A 17829-nucleotide genomic window follows, 5' to 3' on the forward strand; every position below is an offset into this window, starting at 1 on the left:
CACATGCCCACAACCTCAACAACAGACGCAGACAGAGGCCCTCGCGGCCTCATATCAGAAAATCGGAGCGGCGAGAGTTCCAACTAAGAAGGCGGCGTCAGTGGTCCTGCTCCCGGGGTCCACTTCATGTGTCGCTTTTTTCCGCTCTCTGAGAGTTCCTGAGGGAGTGGACGGGTTTGAGCCTGAATCGGGCTAGAGGTCTTTTGGCGCAACCCCCGATTCACTTATCTTAATGAGCTGCGCACTTCCTCTTCTCTACTCTTAGACCGTTCAAGTCTTGTGGCGAGGGCGTCGATGCAGAACCACCGCACGATTGTGTTTGTCGAACGGCTGAACGAACTCTCTTCCCAACTTGCAGAACTAGAAGAACTCCGCCTCAAGGTCGAAGAGGCGGAGCGACTCGCCTGCGCTGTGCATACGTCGCGTTCGCCCGGACCTCTGACCACCCGCTGGAAACACAAATGCGCGCCAGACGCCGCGACATAGATTGGCACTTCGCCACTGTTGTCGTGACGCTGCTCTGGCTAGCGTGCTTTCTGCGACGCTGTTCGTGGTCCTTTTGCGTGGGCACCCCTGAGAGGAGTGACAGTCAGTGAAAGTCGCGTATTGGCTTGTCGCTGACGTCCTTGCGCCTCGCGAGCCTGCGATGCCGCCGCCAAAGCTCGCGGCGATCCGGCACTGGCTGCGCAGCATGCAGAGATGATGCGGCATCATCTTTGTCGACCAGGGTGTCGGCGCATTGAGCCGGTCGAGATAGCCAACGAGCACGGACGCCGATGAACCTCATCCTGAGGAGGCGCGTGAGCGCCGTCTCGAAGGACGAGGCGTGCGCGCAGGCCGCCACCAGTCAATGCGAAGGACAGGGCCTTGATCGATCCTGCGAGGGTCGGCTTCGTCGGTTCTCGCTCGGCGGGGCGACCGGCCTCGTGCTGATGGGGATCAAGCCGGATTTCGCCAGGGTCGCCAGCCTCTGCAAGGAGACGACCGGCATGTGCGCACAGCCTCACAACGGCGAGACGCCGCCCGAGCCGATACAGGACGCGCGCATTCGCGCCGCCGTCATCGTTGATCCCGCACCGGCGACCCTGACGCGGGACACCGCGGACGGTGTAATGCTAAGGGACACGACGAGCGACCATGGTGCGAGCTACGATCTGATTGCAATTAAGCCGGACCGCGCCCCAGTTGACCTCGCCTCCGTGCTGCCGCCGGCCCGTTTATTTGTGCGTGCCACCTGGGGAATACCTGATTAGTTCGGCTGTACTTCTTCCGCTTCTGGCCCTTGGCAGACCTATTGCGGCTTCGTGTTCGACAGCAGCTTTTGACCCGAAGCAGTCATTGCACCCGGTCTCACGAAAAAAGTGCTAAGCTGATCTTCCCACAGGCGTGATCCCTAGAGGGAGCGACGCATGCGACGGCGGGAATTCATAGCCTTCAGCGGTGCCGTAGCAATCCTCCCATATACTGCGGGGGCTCAGGCCCAAGTCCGCCGCGTGGGTGCGCTCCTAGCTAGCCCTCTAAGCAGGCCGATTCTCGAAAGAGTATTGAAGGAGAAAGGATGGCTGTTGGGTCAGAACCTGCTCATAGACTATTGCATAAGCGATGGCGATACTGAGGAGAGCCGCAAGTGCGCGCGCGAATTGATCTCGTTGAAGCCTGATGTCTTGTTCGCGGTTACCAACACGTCGATGGCGTCACTGCAAGCTGAGGGGTCTAATATCCCGACCGTATTCGCGATGGTCAGCGATCCGATTGGAATGCGCTATGTCGAGACTTTCGCGCGGCCCGGTCGTAATGTTACCGGGTTCACTGCCTTTGTACCATCTCTCGGGGGTAAGTGGGTCTCCCTGCTGAAGGAAATCGCGCCGCAGATTGAGCGGATCGGCGTTGTCTACAACCCAGAACTAGGGAATAACTCTGCTGCGTTTCTCGCTTCGATAAAGGCCGTCGCACAAACCTCCGGAGTGGTTTCGGTGGAGACGCCCCACGGCGATAGCTCCAGCATCGAACGGCTAATCGTATCTCTCCAAGACACGCGGAACGCTGGTCTTGTTTTTCTACCTGACGCACTGACTGCCGCACGACGGAAGGAAATGACCGCGCTTGTTGCTAAGTGCAGGTTGCCCGCGATCTACTTCCTACGACTATTCTGCGATGTAGGGGGTCTTGTTTCGTATGGAGTAAACCTCAATAAAATATATGCAGGCGCGGCATCCTACGTTGATCGAATTTTGCGCGGCGCCAATCCGGCAGACCTGCCAGTGCAAGCTCCGACCGAATTCGAATTCATCATCAACCGCAACACCGCGAGGGTGCTCGGCTTGGAATTACCTGAAAGCCTCCTAGCCCGCGCCGATGAAGTTATCGAATAGAGAGCCGACTTCCGCTTGTGGCCCATCGCAGACGTCCCGGGCGGCCACACAAGCCAATGTGCGGTGAATCGTTCTTAGCGTGTAACCCCGACGCTTCCATCTTAATCCATCGACCTAAAATTTAATGCCGGAAGAAAGTGACGAATTCTGACCGGCTGCATGCTCCCAACGGATTATCCTGTTGCCTCACCAGAGGAGGTGACCATGGTACAATTTATTCCGACTTCCATCACACGACGAAGCATGGTCGCAGGAATGGCGCTGACCGCCGCCCCGACGACTGCATTGCAGGGAGCGAGTAAGGCATACGCGCAGGCCCAGCAAACCTCGCCTGAGAAAAGTCTGTATGAGCGGCTGGGCGGCGTTTTTGCTATTGCGGCCGTGGTGGATCACTTCAGCGACGCTGTCGTGAAGAATCCCGTCGTGGGCCAGAAGTCCAAGAATCCGCAACTACGAGAATGGCACACCAAGAACCTGACAAGGTTGCCGGGCCTCAAGTTCATGCGGACGCTGTGGGTCTGCGACGTTTCGGGCGGGCCCCTTAAGTTCGCGGCCACCAAGCCTGGCGCGACGCCGCTCGGACTTGAGGAAGCGCACCGCAATCTCAGAATATCTCCGGCAGAGTTCGATGAGGTCGCGGCGGAACTCGGGCGGAGCCTCGACTTTGCCAAGGTCCCTAAGCGCGAGAAAGCCGAGGTGCTGGCTGCGTTTGCCGCGCACAAGGACGAGGTTACCGCCGGGTCTGCGACGGTCGGCAAGCGCGGCTGAAGGGTGATCTTCCCGGTCTTCGCTAGCACCGACTGGCTCCGGCTGGGCGGGCACGTTGGATCGCGCCGCGATCCGTCCAGTTGTGGCCCATGCTGACGTCCCTCGGGCTGACGTCCGATAAGCGCCCTTGGACTCCAGATCTCTGCAGCCCCTTCCGCGAACAGCGTGTGGTCGGGATCCGCTCCGATGTGCAGCAGCCAGCGCCTGATGTGCGCTCCCGGCATGATAGCCACGATGGCATAATACCCCTGTTTTGCCCGACGGGTCAGAATTTTTTCGTCGAATCAGAAATATCGTTGTGTGCCAATGGGATGGCTACTGTGCATGGGGTTGTTTTCCAGTTTTGATTTTGAGCCTGCGATTGCACGCCTTCACAAGCAAAAGGGGCCGCCCCTTCGGACGGCCCCTTTGGTCTCGTGAAATGTGGTCCGCTTACTCCGCGGCCTGCTTCTGCGGCGGGTCGAGCGCGCCGGACTTGTGGATCTCGGCGACCTGGTGATCGCTGAAGCCGAGCACCGAGCGCAGGATCTCGTCGGTGTGCTCGCCGAGCAGCGGCGATCGCGTCACGTCTGCCGGGCTATCCGACAGCTTGATCGGGTTGCCGACCGAGACGTACTTGCCGCGGGTGGGGTGGTCGACCTCGACCACGGTGCCGGTGGCGCGCAGCGACTGGTCTTCCGCGATCTCCTTCATCGACAGGATCGGGCCGCAGGGGATGTCGTCCTTGTTGAGGATCTCCATCGCCTCGAACTTTGTCTTCGTCATCGTCCACTGCTCGATGCGGGCGAAGATCTCGTTGAGGCGCGGCAGGCGCGCCGCCGGCTTGGCGTAGTTCGGATCGGTCTTCCAGGTGGGTTCGCCGATCACATCGCAGATCTTCTCCCAGACCGGGGCCTGGGTGATGAAGTAGATGTAGGCGTTGGGATCGGTCTCCCAGCCCTTGCACTTCAGAATGCGGCCGGGCTGGCCGCCGCCGGAATCGTTGCCGGCGCGCGGCACGGCGTCGCCGAACGGCACGCCTTCGCCGAACTGGCTGTATTCCTTCAGCGGGCCGTGGGCGAGGCGCTGCTGGTCGCGCAGCTTGACGCGGCAGAGGTTGAGCACGCCGTCCTGCATCGCGGCAGTGACGCGCTGGCCCTTGCCGCTGTGGGTGCGCTGGTAGAGCGCGGTGACGATGCCGAGCGCGAGGTGCAGGCCGGTGCCGCTATCGCCGATCTGCGCGCCGGTGACGAGCGGGACGCCGTCGCGGAAGCCGGTGGTGGAGGCGGCGCCGCCGGTGCACTGGGCGACGTTCTCATAGACCTTGCAGTCTTCATACGGTCCGGGGCCAAAACCCTTGATCGAGGCGACGATCATCTTCGGGTTGATCGCCTGGATCTTCTCCCAAGGAAAGCCCATGCGGTCGAGCACGCCGGGGCCGAAATTCTCCACCAGCACGTCGCACTTCTTGATCAACTCGGTGAGGACTTCCTTGCCCTTGGGGTTTTTGGTGTCGAGCGTGATCGAGCGCTTGTTGTGGTTGAGCATGGTGAAATACAGGCTGTCCACGTTCGGGATGTCCTGCAGCTGGCCGCGGGTGATGTCACCCACGCCCGGGCGTTCCACCTTGATCACGTCGGCGCCGAACCAGGCCAGCAGCTGCGTGCAGGTCGGTCCTGACTGGACGTGGGTGAAGTCGAGAATGCGAACGCCCTCGAGCGCTTTGGTCATCGTATTGCTCCGTACTCTGTCTGCCCCTGCACCCGGCAGGGAATAAGGGTTGAGGGGTGGACTTACTTCTTCTTCTGCAGAACGCTCTGTGGATTGAGGTTGCCGATGCGGCCGCTCTCCGAGCCGGCGGCCGGATCGATCACGGCGTTGATGAGCGTCGGCTTACCGGACTTCATGGCGTCGTTGACGGCACGCTTCAGCTCGTCCGGCGAGGTCGCGTTGACGCCGACGCCGCCGAAGGCTTCCATCATCTTGTCGTAGCGCGCGCCCTTGACGAACACGGTCGTTGCCGGATCGGAGTTGGCGCCGTTGACGTCGGTGCCGCGATAGATGCCGTCATTGTTGAAGATGACGACGCAGATCGGCAAATTGTAGCGGCAGATGGTCTCGACCTCCATGCCGGAGAAGCCGAACGCCGAGTCGCCTTCCACCGCTAGCACGGGGTGGCCGGTCTCGAGCGCGGCCGCGATCGCCTGGCCCATGCCGATGCCCATCACGCCCCAGGTGCCGACGTCGAGACGCTTGCGGGGCTTGTACATGTCGATGACGCCGCGGGCGAGGTCGAGTGTGTTGGCGCCTTCGTTGACGAGGATCGCCTCGGGATAGTCCTTGATGACGTTCTTCAGCACACCGAGCGCGCCGTGATAATCCATCGGCGATTTGTTGTTCATGAGCTTCGGCGCCATCTTGGCGACGTTCTCTTCGCGCTTGGACGAGACCGCCTTGGTCCATTCGGCCGGCGGGGCGGTCCAGGATGATCCCATCGCCTGGTTGAAGGCGGAGACGACCGAGCCGATGTCGCCGACGACGGGCGCGACGATCTCGACGTTGGAATCCATCTCCTTCGGCTCGATGTCGACCTGGATGAACTTCTTCGGCGCCTCGCCCCAGCTCTTGCCCTTGCCGTGCGACAGCAGCCAGTTCAGCCGCGCGCCGATCAGCATGACGACGTCGGAGTCCTTCAGCACCGTCGAGCGGGCGGCGCCGGCGCATTGCGGATGGGTGTCGGGGAGCAGGCCCTTGGCCATGCTCATGGGCAGGAACGGAACGCCGCTCTTCTCGACGAAGCTCTTGATCTCCTCATCGGCCTGCGCGTAGGCCGCGCCCTTGCCGAGGATGATGAGGGGGCGCTTGGCGCTCTTGAGCACGTCGAGCGCGCGCTTCACGGACGCGGGCGAGGGGATCTGCGCGGGCGCCGCGTCGATCACCTTGACCAGCGACTTCTGGCCGGCCTCGGCGTTCATGACTTGGCCGAACAGTTTTGCCGGCAGGTCGAGATAGACGCCGCCCGGACGGCCTGAGACCGCAGCGCGGATGGCGCGGGCGAAGCCGATGCCGATGTCCTGGGCGTGCAGCACGCGATAGGCCGCCTTGCACAGCGGCTTTGCGATCGCAAGCTGGTCCATCTCCTCGTAGTCGCCCTGCTGGAGGTCGACGATCTCGCGCTCGGAAGAGCCGGAGACCAGGATCATCGGATAGCAATTGGTGGTGGCGTGGGCGAGGGCGGTGAGACCATTGAGGAAGCCGGGCGCCGACACCGTGAGGCAGACGCCGGGCTTCTTGGTGAGATAGCCGGCGATGCCGGCGGCGTAGCCGGCGTTCTGCTCGTGACGGAACGAGATCACGCGAATACCCGCGGCCTGCGCCATGCGGCCCAAATCCGTGATCGGGATGCCCGGCACATTATAGATGGTGTTGATGCCGTTCAGCTTGAGCGCGTCGATGACGAGATGGAAGCCATCCGTCAGTTCCTGCTCGGTGCCCGGTGCTTCGGACTTGGTCGCGGTATTCAGCATGGGCCTTGTCTCCCTGGTCTCAAGGTCGTTGGGGCGAATTGTTCGCCCTTCTGGTGAACGTTGCTTAAGTGAACAGTTACGTAAACAGTTCTTGGCCGTGCGCTTCGACGTAAGCGGCAAGGCCGAGGGTGTGATCGCGGGCGCGCTTCTCGGCAAGCTCGGTGTCGCGCGCTTCCAGCGCTTCGATGATGCCGAGATGCTCGGGCAGTGACGTCGCGGTGCGGTCCTTGCGTCCGATGGTCAGCTGGCGATAGCCGCGCACGTGCAAGAGGAGGTCGTTGGTGAGATCGACCAGCACGGGGGATTCCGACAGCGAGATCAGCGCCTGGTGGAAGGCGATGTTGGCGCGCGAATATTCCTCGACGTGATCCTCGGGCAGTCGGTCCTTGCCGAAATCCTTGAAATAGTCGCGCAGCGCCGTGATGTCCTTCTTGCGCGCGGTGGTGGTGATGAGACGCGCGGCCATGCTCTCCAGCGCCGCCCAGGCGCGGATCATGTCGACGATCTCGCTCTTGGTCCTGCGCACCACCATGATGCCGCGGCGGGGCACGGTCTTCACGAAACCGTCCTGCTCCAGCATCGCGATGGCCTCGCGGATCGGCGTGCGGCTGACGCCAAGCCTCTCAGACAATGCGCGCTCGTCGAGCATCACCGGCTCGGGCGTCGAGTAGATGTCCATCTTGAGGATGGCTTCCTTCAAGGCGTCATACGCCTTGTTCTTGAAGCTGCTCTCCGGGGCAATACGAACGATTGCGATGTCTGCCTCGGCCATGTTCGGCAATGCCTTGGTTGGTTTCCGTAGTGACACGACGAATCTCCTCCAGTGGGGAGTCGTCTTTTACAGGAATATTAACTGGAAAGTTTTTGGCATACCACATGCCAGAATGTCAAGCTGCCTATTTTTTGCGGCCTTCTAGGCCATGCACCAGCTTGACAAGTTGGCTTCTGGCATACCAAATGCCATCGCCAGCCATTTTTGATCCATGCCGGCGGAGTAGTCCTGAGGCTTATGCCACTCCGTACCGCCGCATGGAACAGAGCGCGGCGAATGGCAAGCATCATGGGCAGCCGCAAACACGCGCGCGCTTTGAAAAGAACGAACTGAGGTCAAGGGAGAAGCCACATGTCCAATTCCAAAGATGCCGTCCGCAAGGTGCTTGACCAGGTCAAGGCGGACAATCGCACCAGCCTGACGGCCCCGGAAGGCAAGCTGGTCTGCGACGCCTACGGCATTCCGGTGCCGAAGGAGGGCGTGGCCAAGTCGGCGGGCGAGGCCGGCAAGATGGCTTCGTCCATGGGCTTCCCCGTCGTGATGAAGATCGTCTCGCCGGACATTCTCCACAAAACCGAAGCCGGCGGCGTCATCGTCGGCCTCAAGACGACCGAGGAGGCCGAGAAGGCCTACGAGACCATCCTCGGCAACGCAAAGAAATATAAGTCCGATGCCAAGATCGAAGGTGTGCAGGTGCAGCAGATGTTGGCCGGCGGGACCGAGGTCATCGTCGGCTCGATCACCGACGGCTCGTTCGGCAAGCTGGTCGCCTTCGGCCTCGGCGGCGTGCTCGTCGAGGTGCTCAAGGACATCACCTTCCGCCTCGCGCCGGCGACCAAGGAAGACGCGCTCTCGATGCTCGACGGCATCCAGGCGCACGAGATCCTGAAAGGCGTGCGCGGCGGCGAGCCGGTGAACCGCAACGCGCTCGCCGACGTCATCGTCAAGGTCTCGCAGCTCGTCACCGATTTCCCTGAGATCGTCGAGCTCGACCTCAACCCGGTGTTCGCGACGCCGAAGGATGCCACGGCCGCAGACGTCCGCATCGTGGTCGACTTCGCCTACAAGCCCAAGCCGAAGCCGCGTCCGACCGATGAGATCGTCGCGGCGATGAACCGCATCATGCAGCCGAAGGCGGTCGCCGTGGTCGGCGCCTCCGCGGAGGACGGCAAGATCGGCAATTCCGTGATGAAGAACCTCATCAACGGCGGCTACAAGGGCGAGATCTATCCGATCCATCCCAAGGCCGCCGAGATCCTCGGCTACAAGGCCTACAAGAGCGTCAAGGACGTGCCTGGTGTGATCGACGTCGCGGTGTTCGCAATCCCCGCGAAATTCGTCGCTGCAGCGCTGACCGAATGCGGCGAGAAGAAGATTCCGGGCGCGGTGCTGATCCCGTCGGGCTTCGCTGAAGCCGGTGCGCCGGAGTTGCAGGCCGAGATCGTCGAGGTCGGCAAGAAGTACGACATCCGTCTGATGGGGCCGAACATCTACGGCTTCTATTATACGCCCGCCAATCTCTGCGCGACCTTCTGCACCGCCTACGACGTCAAGGGCCATGCGGCGCTGTCGTCGCAGTCGGGCGGCATCGGCATGGCCATCATCGGCTTCTCGCGCTCGGCCAAGATGGGCGTGTCCGCGATCGTCGGCCTCGGCAACAAGTCCGATATCGACGAGGACGATCTGCTCGCCTTCTTCGAGCAGGACCCGAACACCAATCTGATCGCCCAGCACTGCGAAGACCTCAAGGACGGCCGCGCCTTCGCGGAAGCCGCAAAGCGCGTGTCCAAGAAGAAGCCGGTGGTGGTGCTCAAGGCCGGCCGGACCTCGGCCGGCGCGAAGGCGGCGTCGTCCCACACCGGCGCGCTCGCCGGAAACGATCGCATCTATGAGGACGTGTTCAAGCAGTCCGGCGTGATCCGTGCCCGCTCACTTCGCCAGTTGCTCGAATTCGCCCGCGGCGTACCGGTGCTGCCGACGCCGAAGGGCGAGAACGTTCTCATCATCACCGGTGCCGGCGGCTCGGGCGTGCTGCTGTCGGACTCCTGCGTCGATAACGGCCTGTCGCTGATGTCGATGCCGCCGGATCTCGATGCGGCCTTCCGCAAGTTCATCCCGCCGTTCGGTGCTGCCGGCAATCCCGTGGATATCACCGGCGGCGAACCGCCGATCACCTATGTCAACACCGTGAAGCTCGGCCTGTCGGATGAGCGCATCCACGCGCTGATCCTCGGCTATTGGCACACCATCGTCACGCCGCCGATGGTGTTCGCCCGCAACATGGTCGAGGTGAAAAAGGAGATGGAGGCCAAGGGCTTCGTGAAGCCGATGGTCGCCTCGCTCGCTGGCGACGTCGAGGTCGAGGAGGCCGCCGAATATCTCTATCAGAACGGCATCCCGGCTTACGCCTATTCGACCGAGCTACCGGTCGAGGTGCTTGGCGCCAAGTACAAGTGGGCACGCGGGGCAGGGCTGCTCTGAGCTGCGACTTCACCTCTCCCCGCTTGCGGGGAGAGGCCGAATTGCGAAGCAATTCGGGTGAGGGGACTCTCCACGAATCCATCTCTCACCGTCTTTGCGGAGACTCCCCTCACCCCGACCCTCTCCCCGCGAGCGGGGCGAGGGAGAACGGTCAGGTCGCGATGAGCAAGAACGTGATCCGGCGCAAATCGCTCGAGCCCAAATCGGCCTCGGAGGCCGATCACGAGAGCCGCGACGGTGGCGTGCAATCGGTCGACCGCGCGCTGTCGATCATCGAGACGCTGGCCGAGGACGACGAAGGCTATCGTCTGAGCGATCTCGCGATCCGCACCGGCCTGTCGGCGTCCACCGTGCACCGGCTGCTCGCAACGCTCGAAAGCCGCCGTTTCGTGCAGTTCGACCGTGGCGAATCCAAATGGCACGTCGGCGTGCGCAGCTTCACGGTCGGCGCCAGCTTTGCGCGGCGACGCAATTTCTCCGCACAGGCAATTCCATATTTGCGTAAGCTGCGCGATCTCACCCGCGAGACGGCCAATCTCGCCGTGGTCGACGATGAATTCATCATCGTGCTGACCCGCATGGAAAGCCGCGAGATCATGCGCTCGCTGACCAAGGTCGGTGGCCGCGTCCCCATGGTGACCTCCGGCGTCGGCAAGGCGGTGCTCGCAACCTATTCAGACGAGGACGTCGGCGCCGTCATCCGCCATCACGGCATGCCCCGCCTGACCGAGAAGTCGATCGTGCGGCCGAGCGATCTGTTCAGGGAGCTCGAGAAAATCCGCAAACAGGGCTTTGCTGTTGACGATGAGGAGGCGCAGATCGGGCTACGCTGCGTCGCCGCGGTGGTATACAACTCACTGGCTGAACCGCTTGCCGCGATCTCCGTATCCGGCATGACCAGCCGCGTTACCGACGAACGGTTGCCGGAGATCGGGCAGATCGTCCGGGAAGTTGCGGCCGAATTGACGGCCGCGCTTGGCGGGGTGATCCCAGCGCCCCGCTAAAAGGACTCTTGGGGATCTCACTGGACAGCATCGGCCGTTTTGGCTGATATGCGACCAAACGACACAATGCGGCAAACGTCCGCATGAGCCTGGAGATGCCCTCATGTTCCGATTTCTCGCGCGCCTTGTTGGCGCAGCCGTCGCGTTGACCCTCGCGGCAGCCAATCCGGGTTTTGCCCAGCAGCTCGAGCTCAAGCTGATGGCGCCGGCGGCTCCGGGCGGAGGCTGGGACCAGACCGCGCGCTCGATGCAGCAGGCGCTGGTGGCTGCGGGCGTCGCCCGCAGCGTGCAGGTCACCAATGTTCCCGGTGCAGGTGGCAGCGTCGGCATCGCGCAGTTCGTCAACGGCGCCAAGGGCGACGGCAACCAGATGATGGTCAACGGCTTCGTCATGGTCGGCGCGCTCGCCATGAACAAGTCGCCGGTGACGCTGGAGCAGGTGACGCCGATCGCGCGCCTGACCGAGGAAATCCAGGTGATCGTGGTTCCCGCGAACTCACCGATCAAGACTGCGCAGGATCTGGCCGCCGCGGTGAAGGCCGATATCGCCAAGGTCACCTTTGCCGGCGGTTCGGCCGGCGGCGTCGACCATGTGATGGCGGCCTTGTTCGCCGGCGCCGTCGGTGCCGACGCCAAGAAGATCAATTACATCCCGTTCTCCGGCGGCGGCGAGTCGCTGGCGGCGATCCTCGGCGGCAAGGTCACCGCGGGCATTTCGGGGCTCAGCGAATATGAAGGGCAGATCAAGTCCGGCAAGCTGCGCGCGATCGGCGTGACCTCGGAGAAGCGCATCGCAGGCAGCGACATCCCCACGTTCAAGGAGCAGGGCATCGACCTCGTGATCGCCAATTGGCGTTCGGTGGTCGCGCCTCCCGGCATCACGCCGGAGCAGCGCAAGACCTTGAGCGATGCGGTCGAGAAGATGGTGAAGTCTGACGCCTGGAAAGAGATCCTCAAGCAGAAGGGCTGGGAGGATGCCTATCTCGGCGGCGATGCTTTTGCCGACTTCCTGAAGAAGGAAACGGCCCGTGTCACCGACGTGCTGAAATCGGTCGGCTTGGTCAAATCATGACCTCGGGCGATCCCGTCCAGCCGCCGCGGCGCGTCGACCGCGCCGGTCTCGTCATCGCGGCATCGCTTGCGGTGCTCGCGGTCGTGCTGGTCTGGGACGCGCGCGGCCTGCAATCCGCCGCGATGTATGGGATGGGGCCGAAGGCGATGCCGGTTGTGGTCGCCTGCGGCCTTGCGCTGCTTGCGATCGGCAATTTCATCGACGCACTGCGCGGCAATCTGCCGGCACGCGAAAGCGCCGATCCCGTGCCTGTGGTTCTGATCCTCGTCGGTCTGGCGCTGCTGATCGCCATCATCGGCTTTGGCGGCGGCTTCATCCTGGCGACCTCGGCCCTGTTCGTGACGACCTCGGCGGCCTTCGGGCGCCGTGCCATCCTCATCGACGCCATCATCGCTCTCGTGATGTCGACCCTCATCTATCTCGCGTTCGACCGGTTGTTGACGCTGAGCCTGCCTGCCGGCCCGCTGGAGCGACTGCTGTGATGGATACCTTTGCCGCGCTGGCTCACGGCATGGCGGTCGCCGTCCAGCCGATGAACCTGCTTTACGCGCTGATCGGCGTGTTCCTCGGCACGGCCGTGGGCGTTCTGCCCGGCATCGGCCCGGCATTGACGGTCGCGCTGCTGCTGCCAGTGACCTACAAGCTCGACCCCGGCGGTTCGCTGATCATGTTCGCCGGCATCTATTATGGCGGCATGTACGGCGGATCGACCACAGCGATCCTCATCAACACGCCGGGTGAAAGCGCCTCGATGGCGACCGCGCTCGAAGGCAACAAGATGGCCAAGGCCGGCCGCGGCGGGCCGGCGCTTGCGACCTCCGCAATCGGTTCCTTCGTCGCCGGCACCATCGCCACCATTGGCTTGGCTTTCCTTGCGCCATGGCTGGTCGATGTCGCCGTGCGCTTCGGTCCGGAGGATTATTTCGCGCTGATGTGCGTTGCCTTCGTCACGGTGTCGGCGACCTTCGGCGATTCCCCAATCCGCGGCCTGACCAGCCTGTTCATCGGTCTGACGCTCGGTCTCGTCGGCATCGACAAGTTGACCGGTCAGGCGCGGCTTGCGTTCGGCGTTCCTGAATTGCTCGACGGCGTTGAAGTCACAACGCTCGCGGTCGGCCTGTTCGCGGTGGGCGAGGCACTCTACGTCGCATCGCGCCGCCACCACACCGAGGAGAAGCTGGAGCCGGTGCGCGGCTCGCTGTGGATGACCAAGGAGGACTGGAAGCGGTCTTGGAAGCCATGGCTGCGCGGGACCATGTTCGGTTTCCCGATCGGTGCGCTCCCGGCCGGCGGCGCGGAGATCCCGACCTTCCTGTCCTATTCGACCGAGAAGCGGCTGACGAAGCATCCCGAAGAATTCGGCAAGGGCGCGATCGAAGGGGTCGCCGGCCCCGAAGCCGCCAACAACGCCTCCGCCGCCGGCACGCTGGTGCCGCTGCTGACGCTAGGCCTGCCGACCTCGGCGACCGCCGCGATGATGCTGGCGGGCTTCCAGCAATACGGCCTCAATCCGGGCCCGCTGCTGTTCGCCGAGCGGCCCGACCTCGTGTGGGGTCTGATCGCAAGTCTTTTCATCGCCAACATGATGCTGCTGGTGCTCAACCTGCCGCTGGTCGGCCTATGGGTGCGGCTGCTCGCGATCCCGCAGCCCTGGCTCTATGCCGGCATCCTCGTGTTCGCGACCATGGGCACGATCGCGGCAAAGCCGTCCGTGGTGGAATTGTCGATGCTGGCCGGCTTCGGTGTGCTCGGCTTCCTGATGCGCCGGTTCGATTTCCCGATCGCGCCGGTCGTGGTCGGCCTGATCCTGGGCCCGATTGCCGAAAGCCAGCTGCGCCGCGCGCTCGCGATCAGCCTCGGCGATCCCATGACGCTGCTGCAGAGCCCGATCTCGGCGACGCTCCTCGGCGTCGCGCTGATCGCGCTGGTCGCGCCCTTCGTCTTGAAGGGGCTCGGGCGGTTCAAGGCGAATGAGGACTAGCGGAACTCATCAACGGCCAGTTTGCCCAATGCGTAAGCAAAGGTGCCGTTTTATTTGAGTTGCCCCTGCCGCCGTCGGGGGCAACCATCGCTGGGCTGTCCAATATCCGTGAGAGCCCCGATGACCAAACTCACCCGCTTCACCGTTGCTCCCCTGCACAGCATGACGCGGCGCTTGGCCGATGTTGCGTCGGCCCGCGTCGCGCCGGATCTCGTCGTCACGGGGGCGCGGGTGCTCTCGACCTATTCGGAGCGCATTCATCAGGGGCGGGAAGTCTGGATCACAGGCGGCCGCATCGCGGCGGTGAAACCGGCAGGCACAGCCAAGAAAGCCTGGAGCGATGTTCCGCTGTATGACGCCGCCGGTGGCATCATCGCGCCCGGCCTCGTCGATCCGCACATCCACATCGAATCCTCGATGGTGACGGCCTGCGCCTATGCCGAGGCTGCGTTGCTGAACGGCACCACCACGATCTTCTGCGACAGCCACGAGATCGGCAACGTCATGGACGTCGCCGGTGTGGAGGCGATGCTGGAAGATGCGCGCGAGGCGCCGCTGTCGATCTTCTTGACCGTGCCGAGCACGGTTCCCGCGACCTCGGCTGAACTGGAGACGGCGGGCGGCGACCTCACGCCGGACAAGATCGCCGGTCTGTTCGATCGCTGGCCCGAAGCGGTGGCGCTTGGCGAGAAGATGGATTTCGTGCCTGTCACGATGGGCGACGAGCGCAGCCATGCCATCCTCTCCGCAGCCTTAAAGCGGGGGCGTCCCGTTTCCGGGCATGTCTACGGCCGCGAATTCGTTGCGGCCTATGCGGCATCCGGCGTCACCGACACCCATGAGGCGATCGACCGCGACATCGCCGATGACCTGCTCGATGCCGGCGTCTGGGTGTTTTTGCGCGGGGGACCGCCGACTACGCCCTGGCACTCGCTGCCGCAAGCGATCCGAACAATCACCGAGCTCGGGGCCTCGCACAAGCGCACCGCCGTGTGCACGGACGATCGTGACGCCGATGATCTCCTGCTGTTCGGTCTCGACTGGGTCGTGCGGGAAGCCGTGAAGGCGGGGATGTCGCCCGAGCAGGCCTGGTCAATGGGCTCTCTGCATGGCGCGACCCGCTTCGGGATGGAAGGCGATATCGGCGGGCTTGGCGGCGGCCGCCGCGCCGATCTCGTGCTGATGGACGATCAGCTCGAGCCACAATGCACCTGGTATGGTGGCGAGCTCGTGGTCGAGCACGGCAAGATCACCCCGCGTCTCGATCAGGCGCTGTCGCATCGCTACCAATATCCCAAGGGAGCCTATGCGACCGTCAAGCTGCCGCAGACCATGAAGCTGACGCCCGAATTGCCGGCCAAGGCCTGCGCCGTCAACGCCATCAAGACCGCGCTGCCTGGCATCACGCTGATCCACGAGAAGGTCGCGATCGAACCCGCAAAAGACTGGCCGTCGCTGTTCGCGCGCTATGGCCTCTGCTTCGTCGCGGTGGTCGAGCGTCATGGCCAATCCGCGGGCAACGTCGCCCATGGCCTCTTGAAGGATTTCGGCCTGAAGCGCGGCGCGGTCGCCTCCAGCGTCGGGCACGACAGCCACAATCTCATCGTCGCCGGCACCAACGAGGGCGACATGCAGGTCGCCATCGCCGCCATCAAGGAGCGGCAGGGCGGCGTCTGCGTCGTCGCCGACGGCGAGGTGAGGGCGCTGGTTCCGCTGCCGATCGCAGGACTCCTGTCCGACAAGCGTGTCACCGAAGTGGCGGAAGAGGTGAAGGTGCTGAAGAAGGAATGGGCCGAGGCCGGCTGCACCATCCCGTACATGGGCTTCAATTTGATTCCGCTATCGGTCATTCCGGAAATTCGCATCACCGATAAGGGACTCGTGCTGGTGCCGCAGATGCAGCTGGTGCCGCTGTTCGAGTGAGCTGCTTTCACGCATCTGTTGATCTAACCGATTGACACGTCCACGATTTTCTCGTGGTTGCCGCATCGTGGAAAATAAAATCGGTCTCGTTGAGATCGGCTTCTGCGTATCTGATGATCTCGCTCGCTGACGCAATTTGAGCGAGGTCCGATATGGCGAAGATGCGAGCTGTCGATGCGGCCGTGCGTATCCTGGAGAAGGAAGGTATATCGACGGCCTTCGGTGTTCCCGGCGCTGCAATCAATCCACTTTACTCGGCGCTGAAGAAGCGCGGCTCGATCCGCCACATCCTGGCGCGCCATGTCGAGGGCGCTTCGCACATGGCCGAAGGCTATACACGCGCCAAGGCCGGCAATATCGGGGTCTGTATCGGCACCTCCGGGCCGGCTGGCACCGACATGATCACCGGTCTTTACTCCGCGATCGCCGATTCCATCCCGATCCTCTGCGTCACCGGGCAGGCGCCGCGCGCGCGGCTCTACAAGGAGGATTTCCAGGCGGTCGACATCGAGTCGATTGCAAAGCCTGTCACGAAGTGGGCACTGACGGTACGTGAGCCGGCGCTGGTGCCGCGTGTGTTCAGCCAAGCCTTTCACGTGATGCGCTCAGGCAGGCCAGGGCCGGTGCTGATCGACATGCCCCTCGACGTGCAGCTGGCCGAGATCGAGTTCGACGACGAGACCTACGAGCCGCTGCCGGTCTACAAGTCCGCCGCGACGCGCAAGCAGGTCGAGAAGGCGCTGGAGATGCTCAACGCCGCCGAACGGCCGCTGATCGTCGCGGGCGGCGGCATCATCAACGCCGACGCCTCGGACCTGCTGGTCGAGTTCGCCGAAATCGCCAACATACCCGTCGTGCCGACGCTGATGGGATGGGGCGCGATCCCCGATGATCACGTGCTGATGGCCGGCATGGTGGGTCTCCAGACCAGCCACCGCTATGGTAATGCCACGCTGCTGGAGTCCGACTTCGTGCTCGGCATCGGCAATCGCTGGGCCAACCGCCACACCGGCTCGGTCGAGACCTACACCAAGGGTCGCAAATTCGTTCACGTGGACATCGAGCCGACGCAGATCGGGCGCGTGTTCAATCCCGATCTCGGCATCGTCTCGGACGCAAAGGCCGCGCTCGAACTGTTCGTCGCCGTCGCCAGGGAGTGGCGCCGGTCAGGCAGGCTCCGCGAGCGCCAGGCGTGGCCTGCGGCCTGCCGCGACCGCAAGAAGACGATGCTGCGCAAGAGCCATTTCGACAACGTCCCGATCAAGCCGCAGCGCGTCTACGAGGAAATGAACAAGGCGTTCGGCCGCGACACCACCTATGTCACCGTGATCGGCCTGTCGCAGATCGCCGGCGCGCAGTTCCTCGGCGTCTACAAGCCCCGCAACTGGATCAATGCCGGGCAGGCGGGGCCGCTCGGCTGGACGCTGCCGGCCGCGCTCGGCGTGCGCGCGGCGTGCCCGGAGCGCGAGATCGTCGCGCTCTCCGGCGACTACGATTTCCAGTTCCTGATCGAGGAGCTCGCGGTCGGCGCGCAGTTCAATCTGCCCTACATCCACGTCGTCGTGAACAATTCCTATCTCGGCCTGATCCGACAGGCCCAGCGCGGCTTCGACATGGACTATCACGTCCAGCTCTCCTTCGAGAACATCAACGCGCCCGAGATCGGCGTCTACGGCGTCGACCATGTCGCGGTCGCCGAAGGCCTCGGCTGCAAGGCCATCCGCGTCACCGACCCGAAGGACACGCAGGCAGCGTTTGCGACCGCCCGCGAATTGATGGCCAAGCACCGCGTGCCTGTGGTGGTCGAGTTCATCCTCGAACGGGTCACCAATATCGCGATGGGCACGGAGATCGACAACATCGTCGAGTTCGAGGAGGTGCTGGACCTTCCGCTCGACGAAGTCGAGACCACGCGCGTGCTGCAGCCGGCGGAATAGGGGAAGAAGCACC

General features: G+C 63.3%; 13 protein-coding genes. 10 read left to right on the plus strand and 3 right to left on the minus strand.

Annotated features, from left to right (window positions below; translation table 11 throughout):
• Positions 1-776: 776 nt before the first annotated feature.
• From I6F37_RS31660 to I6F37_RS31670, 3 genes are all read left to right on the plus strand, one after another.
• Entirely contained in the window at positions 777-1253 is a 477-nt protein-coding gene (locus tag I6F37_RS31660; protein WP_225153694.1) for a hypothetical protein, read from the plus strand.
• A gap of 156 nt (positions 1254-1409) precedes the next feature.
• Positions 1410-2372 (plus strand): ABC transporter substrate-binding protein, encoded by a 963-nt coding sequence (locus I6F37_RS31665; RefSeq protein ID WP_225153696.1) that lies wholly within the window; start codon positions 1410-1412, stop codon positions 2370-2372.
• A gap of 204 nt (positions 2373-2576) precedes the next feature.
• Positions 2577-3140, plus strand: coding sequence for a group 1 truncated hemoglobin (locus I6F37_RS31670; protein WP_036023379.1), 564 nt, complete (start codon positions 2577-2579; stop codon positions 3138-3140).
• A 432-nt stretch (positions 3141-3572) separates the two neighbouring features.
• Here the strand turns inward: I6F37_RS31670 and frc are convergent, their stop codons facing one another.
• The 3 genes from frc to I6F37_RS31685 all read right to left on the minus strand — a co-directional run bounded on the left by frc (position 3573) and on the right by I6F37_RS31685 (position 7418).
• Complete coding sequence (frc, locus tag I6F37_RS31675) at positions 3573-4850, minus strand: formyl-CoA transferase (protein ID WP_036005670.1); 1278 nt, start codon at positions 4848-4850, stop codon at positions 3573-3575.
• A 62-nt stretch (positions 4851-4912) separates the two neighbouring features.
• Positions 4913-6646, minus strand: coding sequence for an oxalyl-CoA decarboxylase (oxc, locus tag I6F37_RS31680; RefSeq protein WP_225111776.1), 1734 nt, complete (start codon positions 6644-6646; stop codon positions 4913-4915).
• A gap of 76 nt (positions 6647-6722) precedes the next feature.
• The gene (locus I6F37_RS31685; RefSeq protein ID WP_157282741.1) at positions 6723-7418 is read right to left on the minus strand and encodes a GntR family transcriptional regulator; all 696 of its coding nucleotides are present in this window, start codon (positions 7416-7418) and stop codon (positions 6723-6725) included.
• Positions 7419-7769: 351 nt separating this feature from the next.
• On the opposite strand from I6F37_RS31685, the gene I6F37_RS31690 reads away from it, so the two are divergent.
• The 7 genes from I6F37_RS31690 (at position 7770) to gcl (ending at position 17816) form a co-directional block, all read left to right on the plus strand.
• Positions 7770-9899 (plus strand): acetate--CoA ligase family protein, encoded by a 2130-nt coding sequence (locus I6F37_RS31690; RefSeq protein WP_036005664.1) that lies wholly within the window; start codon positions 7770-7772, stop codon positions 9897-9899.
• Between the two features lie 161 nt (positions 9900-10060).
• Complete coding sequence (locus I6F37_RS31695) at positions 10061-10903, plus strand: IclR family transcriptional regulator (protein WP_036005661.1); 843 nt, start codon at positions 10061-10063, stop codon at positions 10901-10903.
• 103 nt (positions 10904-11006) lie between these two features.
• On the plus strand, positions 11007-11975 hold the full coding sequence (locus tag I6F37_RS31700; RefSeq protein ID WP_057030060.1) for a tripartite tricarboxylate transporter substrate binding protein: 969 nt from the start codon (positions 11007-11009) through the stop codon (positions 11973-11975).
• A complete protein-coding gene (locus I6F37_RS31705) occupies positions 11972-12457 on the plus strand; it encodes a tripartite tricarboxylate transporter TctB family protein (protein WP_225153698.1) in 486 nt (161 codons plus the stop codon). The genes I6F37_RS31700 and I6F37_RS31705 overlap by 4 nt, the downstream gene beginning before the upstream one ends.
• The gene (locus I6F37_RS31710; protein WP_036023341.1) at positions 12457-13956 is read left to right on the plus strand and encodes a tripartite tricarboxylate transporter permease; all 1500 of its coding nucleotides are present in this window, start codon (positions 12457-12459) and stop codon (positions 13954-13956) included. Before I6F37_RS31705 ends, I6F37_RS31710 begins: the two co-directional genes overlap by 1 nt.
• Positions 13957-14076: 120 nt before the next feature.
• Positions 14077-15879 (plus strand): adenine deaminase C-terminal domain-containing protein, encoded by a 1803-nt coding sequence (locus I6F37_RS31715; protein ID WP_225128837.1) that lies wholly within the window; start codon positions 14077-14079, stop codon positions 15877-15879.
• Positions 15880-16031: 152 nt separating this feature from the next.
• Positions 16032-17816 (plus strand): glyoxylate carboligase, encoded by a 1785-nt coding sequence (gene gcl, locus I6F37_RS31720; protein WP_036005633.1) that lies wholly within the window; start codon positions 16032-16034, stop codon positions 17814-17816.
• Positions 17817-17829: the final 13 nt, after the last annotated feature.

The organism is Bradyrhizobium sp. NBAIM08 (genome assembly GCF_020193935.1).
GTDB lineage: Bacteria > Pseudomonadota > Alphaproteobacteria > Rhizobiales > Xanthobacteraceae > Bradyrhizobium > Bradyrhizobium yuanmingense.

Excerpts from the sequence above, each read along its gene's own strand:
- I6F37_RS31685 (WP_157282741.1), bottom strand. The coding sequence starts at position 7,418 with ATGGCCGAGGCAGACATCGCAATCGTTCGTATTGCCCCGGAGAGCAGC.
- I6F37_RS31705 (WP_225153698.1), top strand. The coding sequence starts at position 11,972 with ATGACCTCGGGCGATCCCGTCCAGCCGCCGCGGCGCGTCGACCGCGCC.
- I6F37_RS31700 (WP_057030060.1), top strand. The coding sequence starts at position 11,007 with ATGTTCCGATTTCTCGCGCGCCTTGTTGGCGCAGCCGTCGCGTTGACC.
- I6F37_RS31695 (WP_036005661.1), top strand. The coding sequence starts at position 10,061 with ATGAGCAAGAACGTGATCCGGCGCAAATCGCTCGAGCCCAAATCGGCC.
- frc (WP_036005670.1), bottom strand. The coding sequence starts at position 4,850 with ATGACCAAAGCGCTCGAGGGCGTTCGCATTCTCGACTTCACCCACGTC.
- I6F37_RS31690 (WP_036005664.1), top strand. The coding sequence starts at position 7,770 with ATGTCCAATTCCAAAGATGCCGTCCGCAAGGTGCTTGACCAGGTCAAG.
- gcl (WP_036005633.1), top strand. The coding sequence starts at position 16,032 with ATGGCGAAGATGCGAGCTGTCGATGCGGCCGTGCGTATCCTGGAGAAG.
- I6F37_RS31660 (WP_225153694.1), top strand. The coding sequence starts at position 777 with ATGAACCTCATCCTGAGGAGGCGCGTGAGCGCCGTCTCGAAGGACGAG.
- oxc (WP_225111776.1), bottom strand. The coding sequence starts at position 6,646 with ATGCTGAATACCGCGACCAAGTCCGAAGCACCGGGCACCGAGCAGGAA.
- I6F37_RS31670 (WP_036023379.1), top strand. The coding sequence starts at position 2,577 with ATGGTACAATTTATTCCGACTTCCATCACACGACGAAGCATGGTCGCA.
- I6F37_RS31665 (WP_225153696.1), top strand. The coding sequence starts at position 1,410 with ATGCGACGGCGGGAATTCATAGCCTTCAGCGGTGCCGTAGCAATCCTC.
- I6F37_RS31710 (WP_036023341.1), top strand. The coding sequence starts at position 12,457 with ATGGATACCTTTGCCGCGCTGGCTCACGGCATGGCGGTCGCCGTCCAG.
- I6F37_RS31715 (WP_225128837.1), top strand. The coding sequence starts at position 14,077 with ATGACCAAACTCACCCGCTTCACCGTTGCTCCCCTGCACAGCATGACG.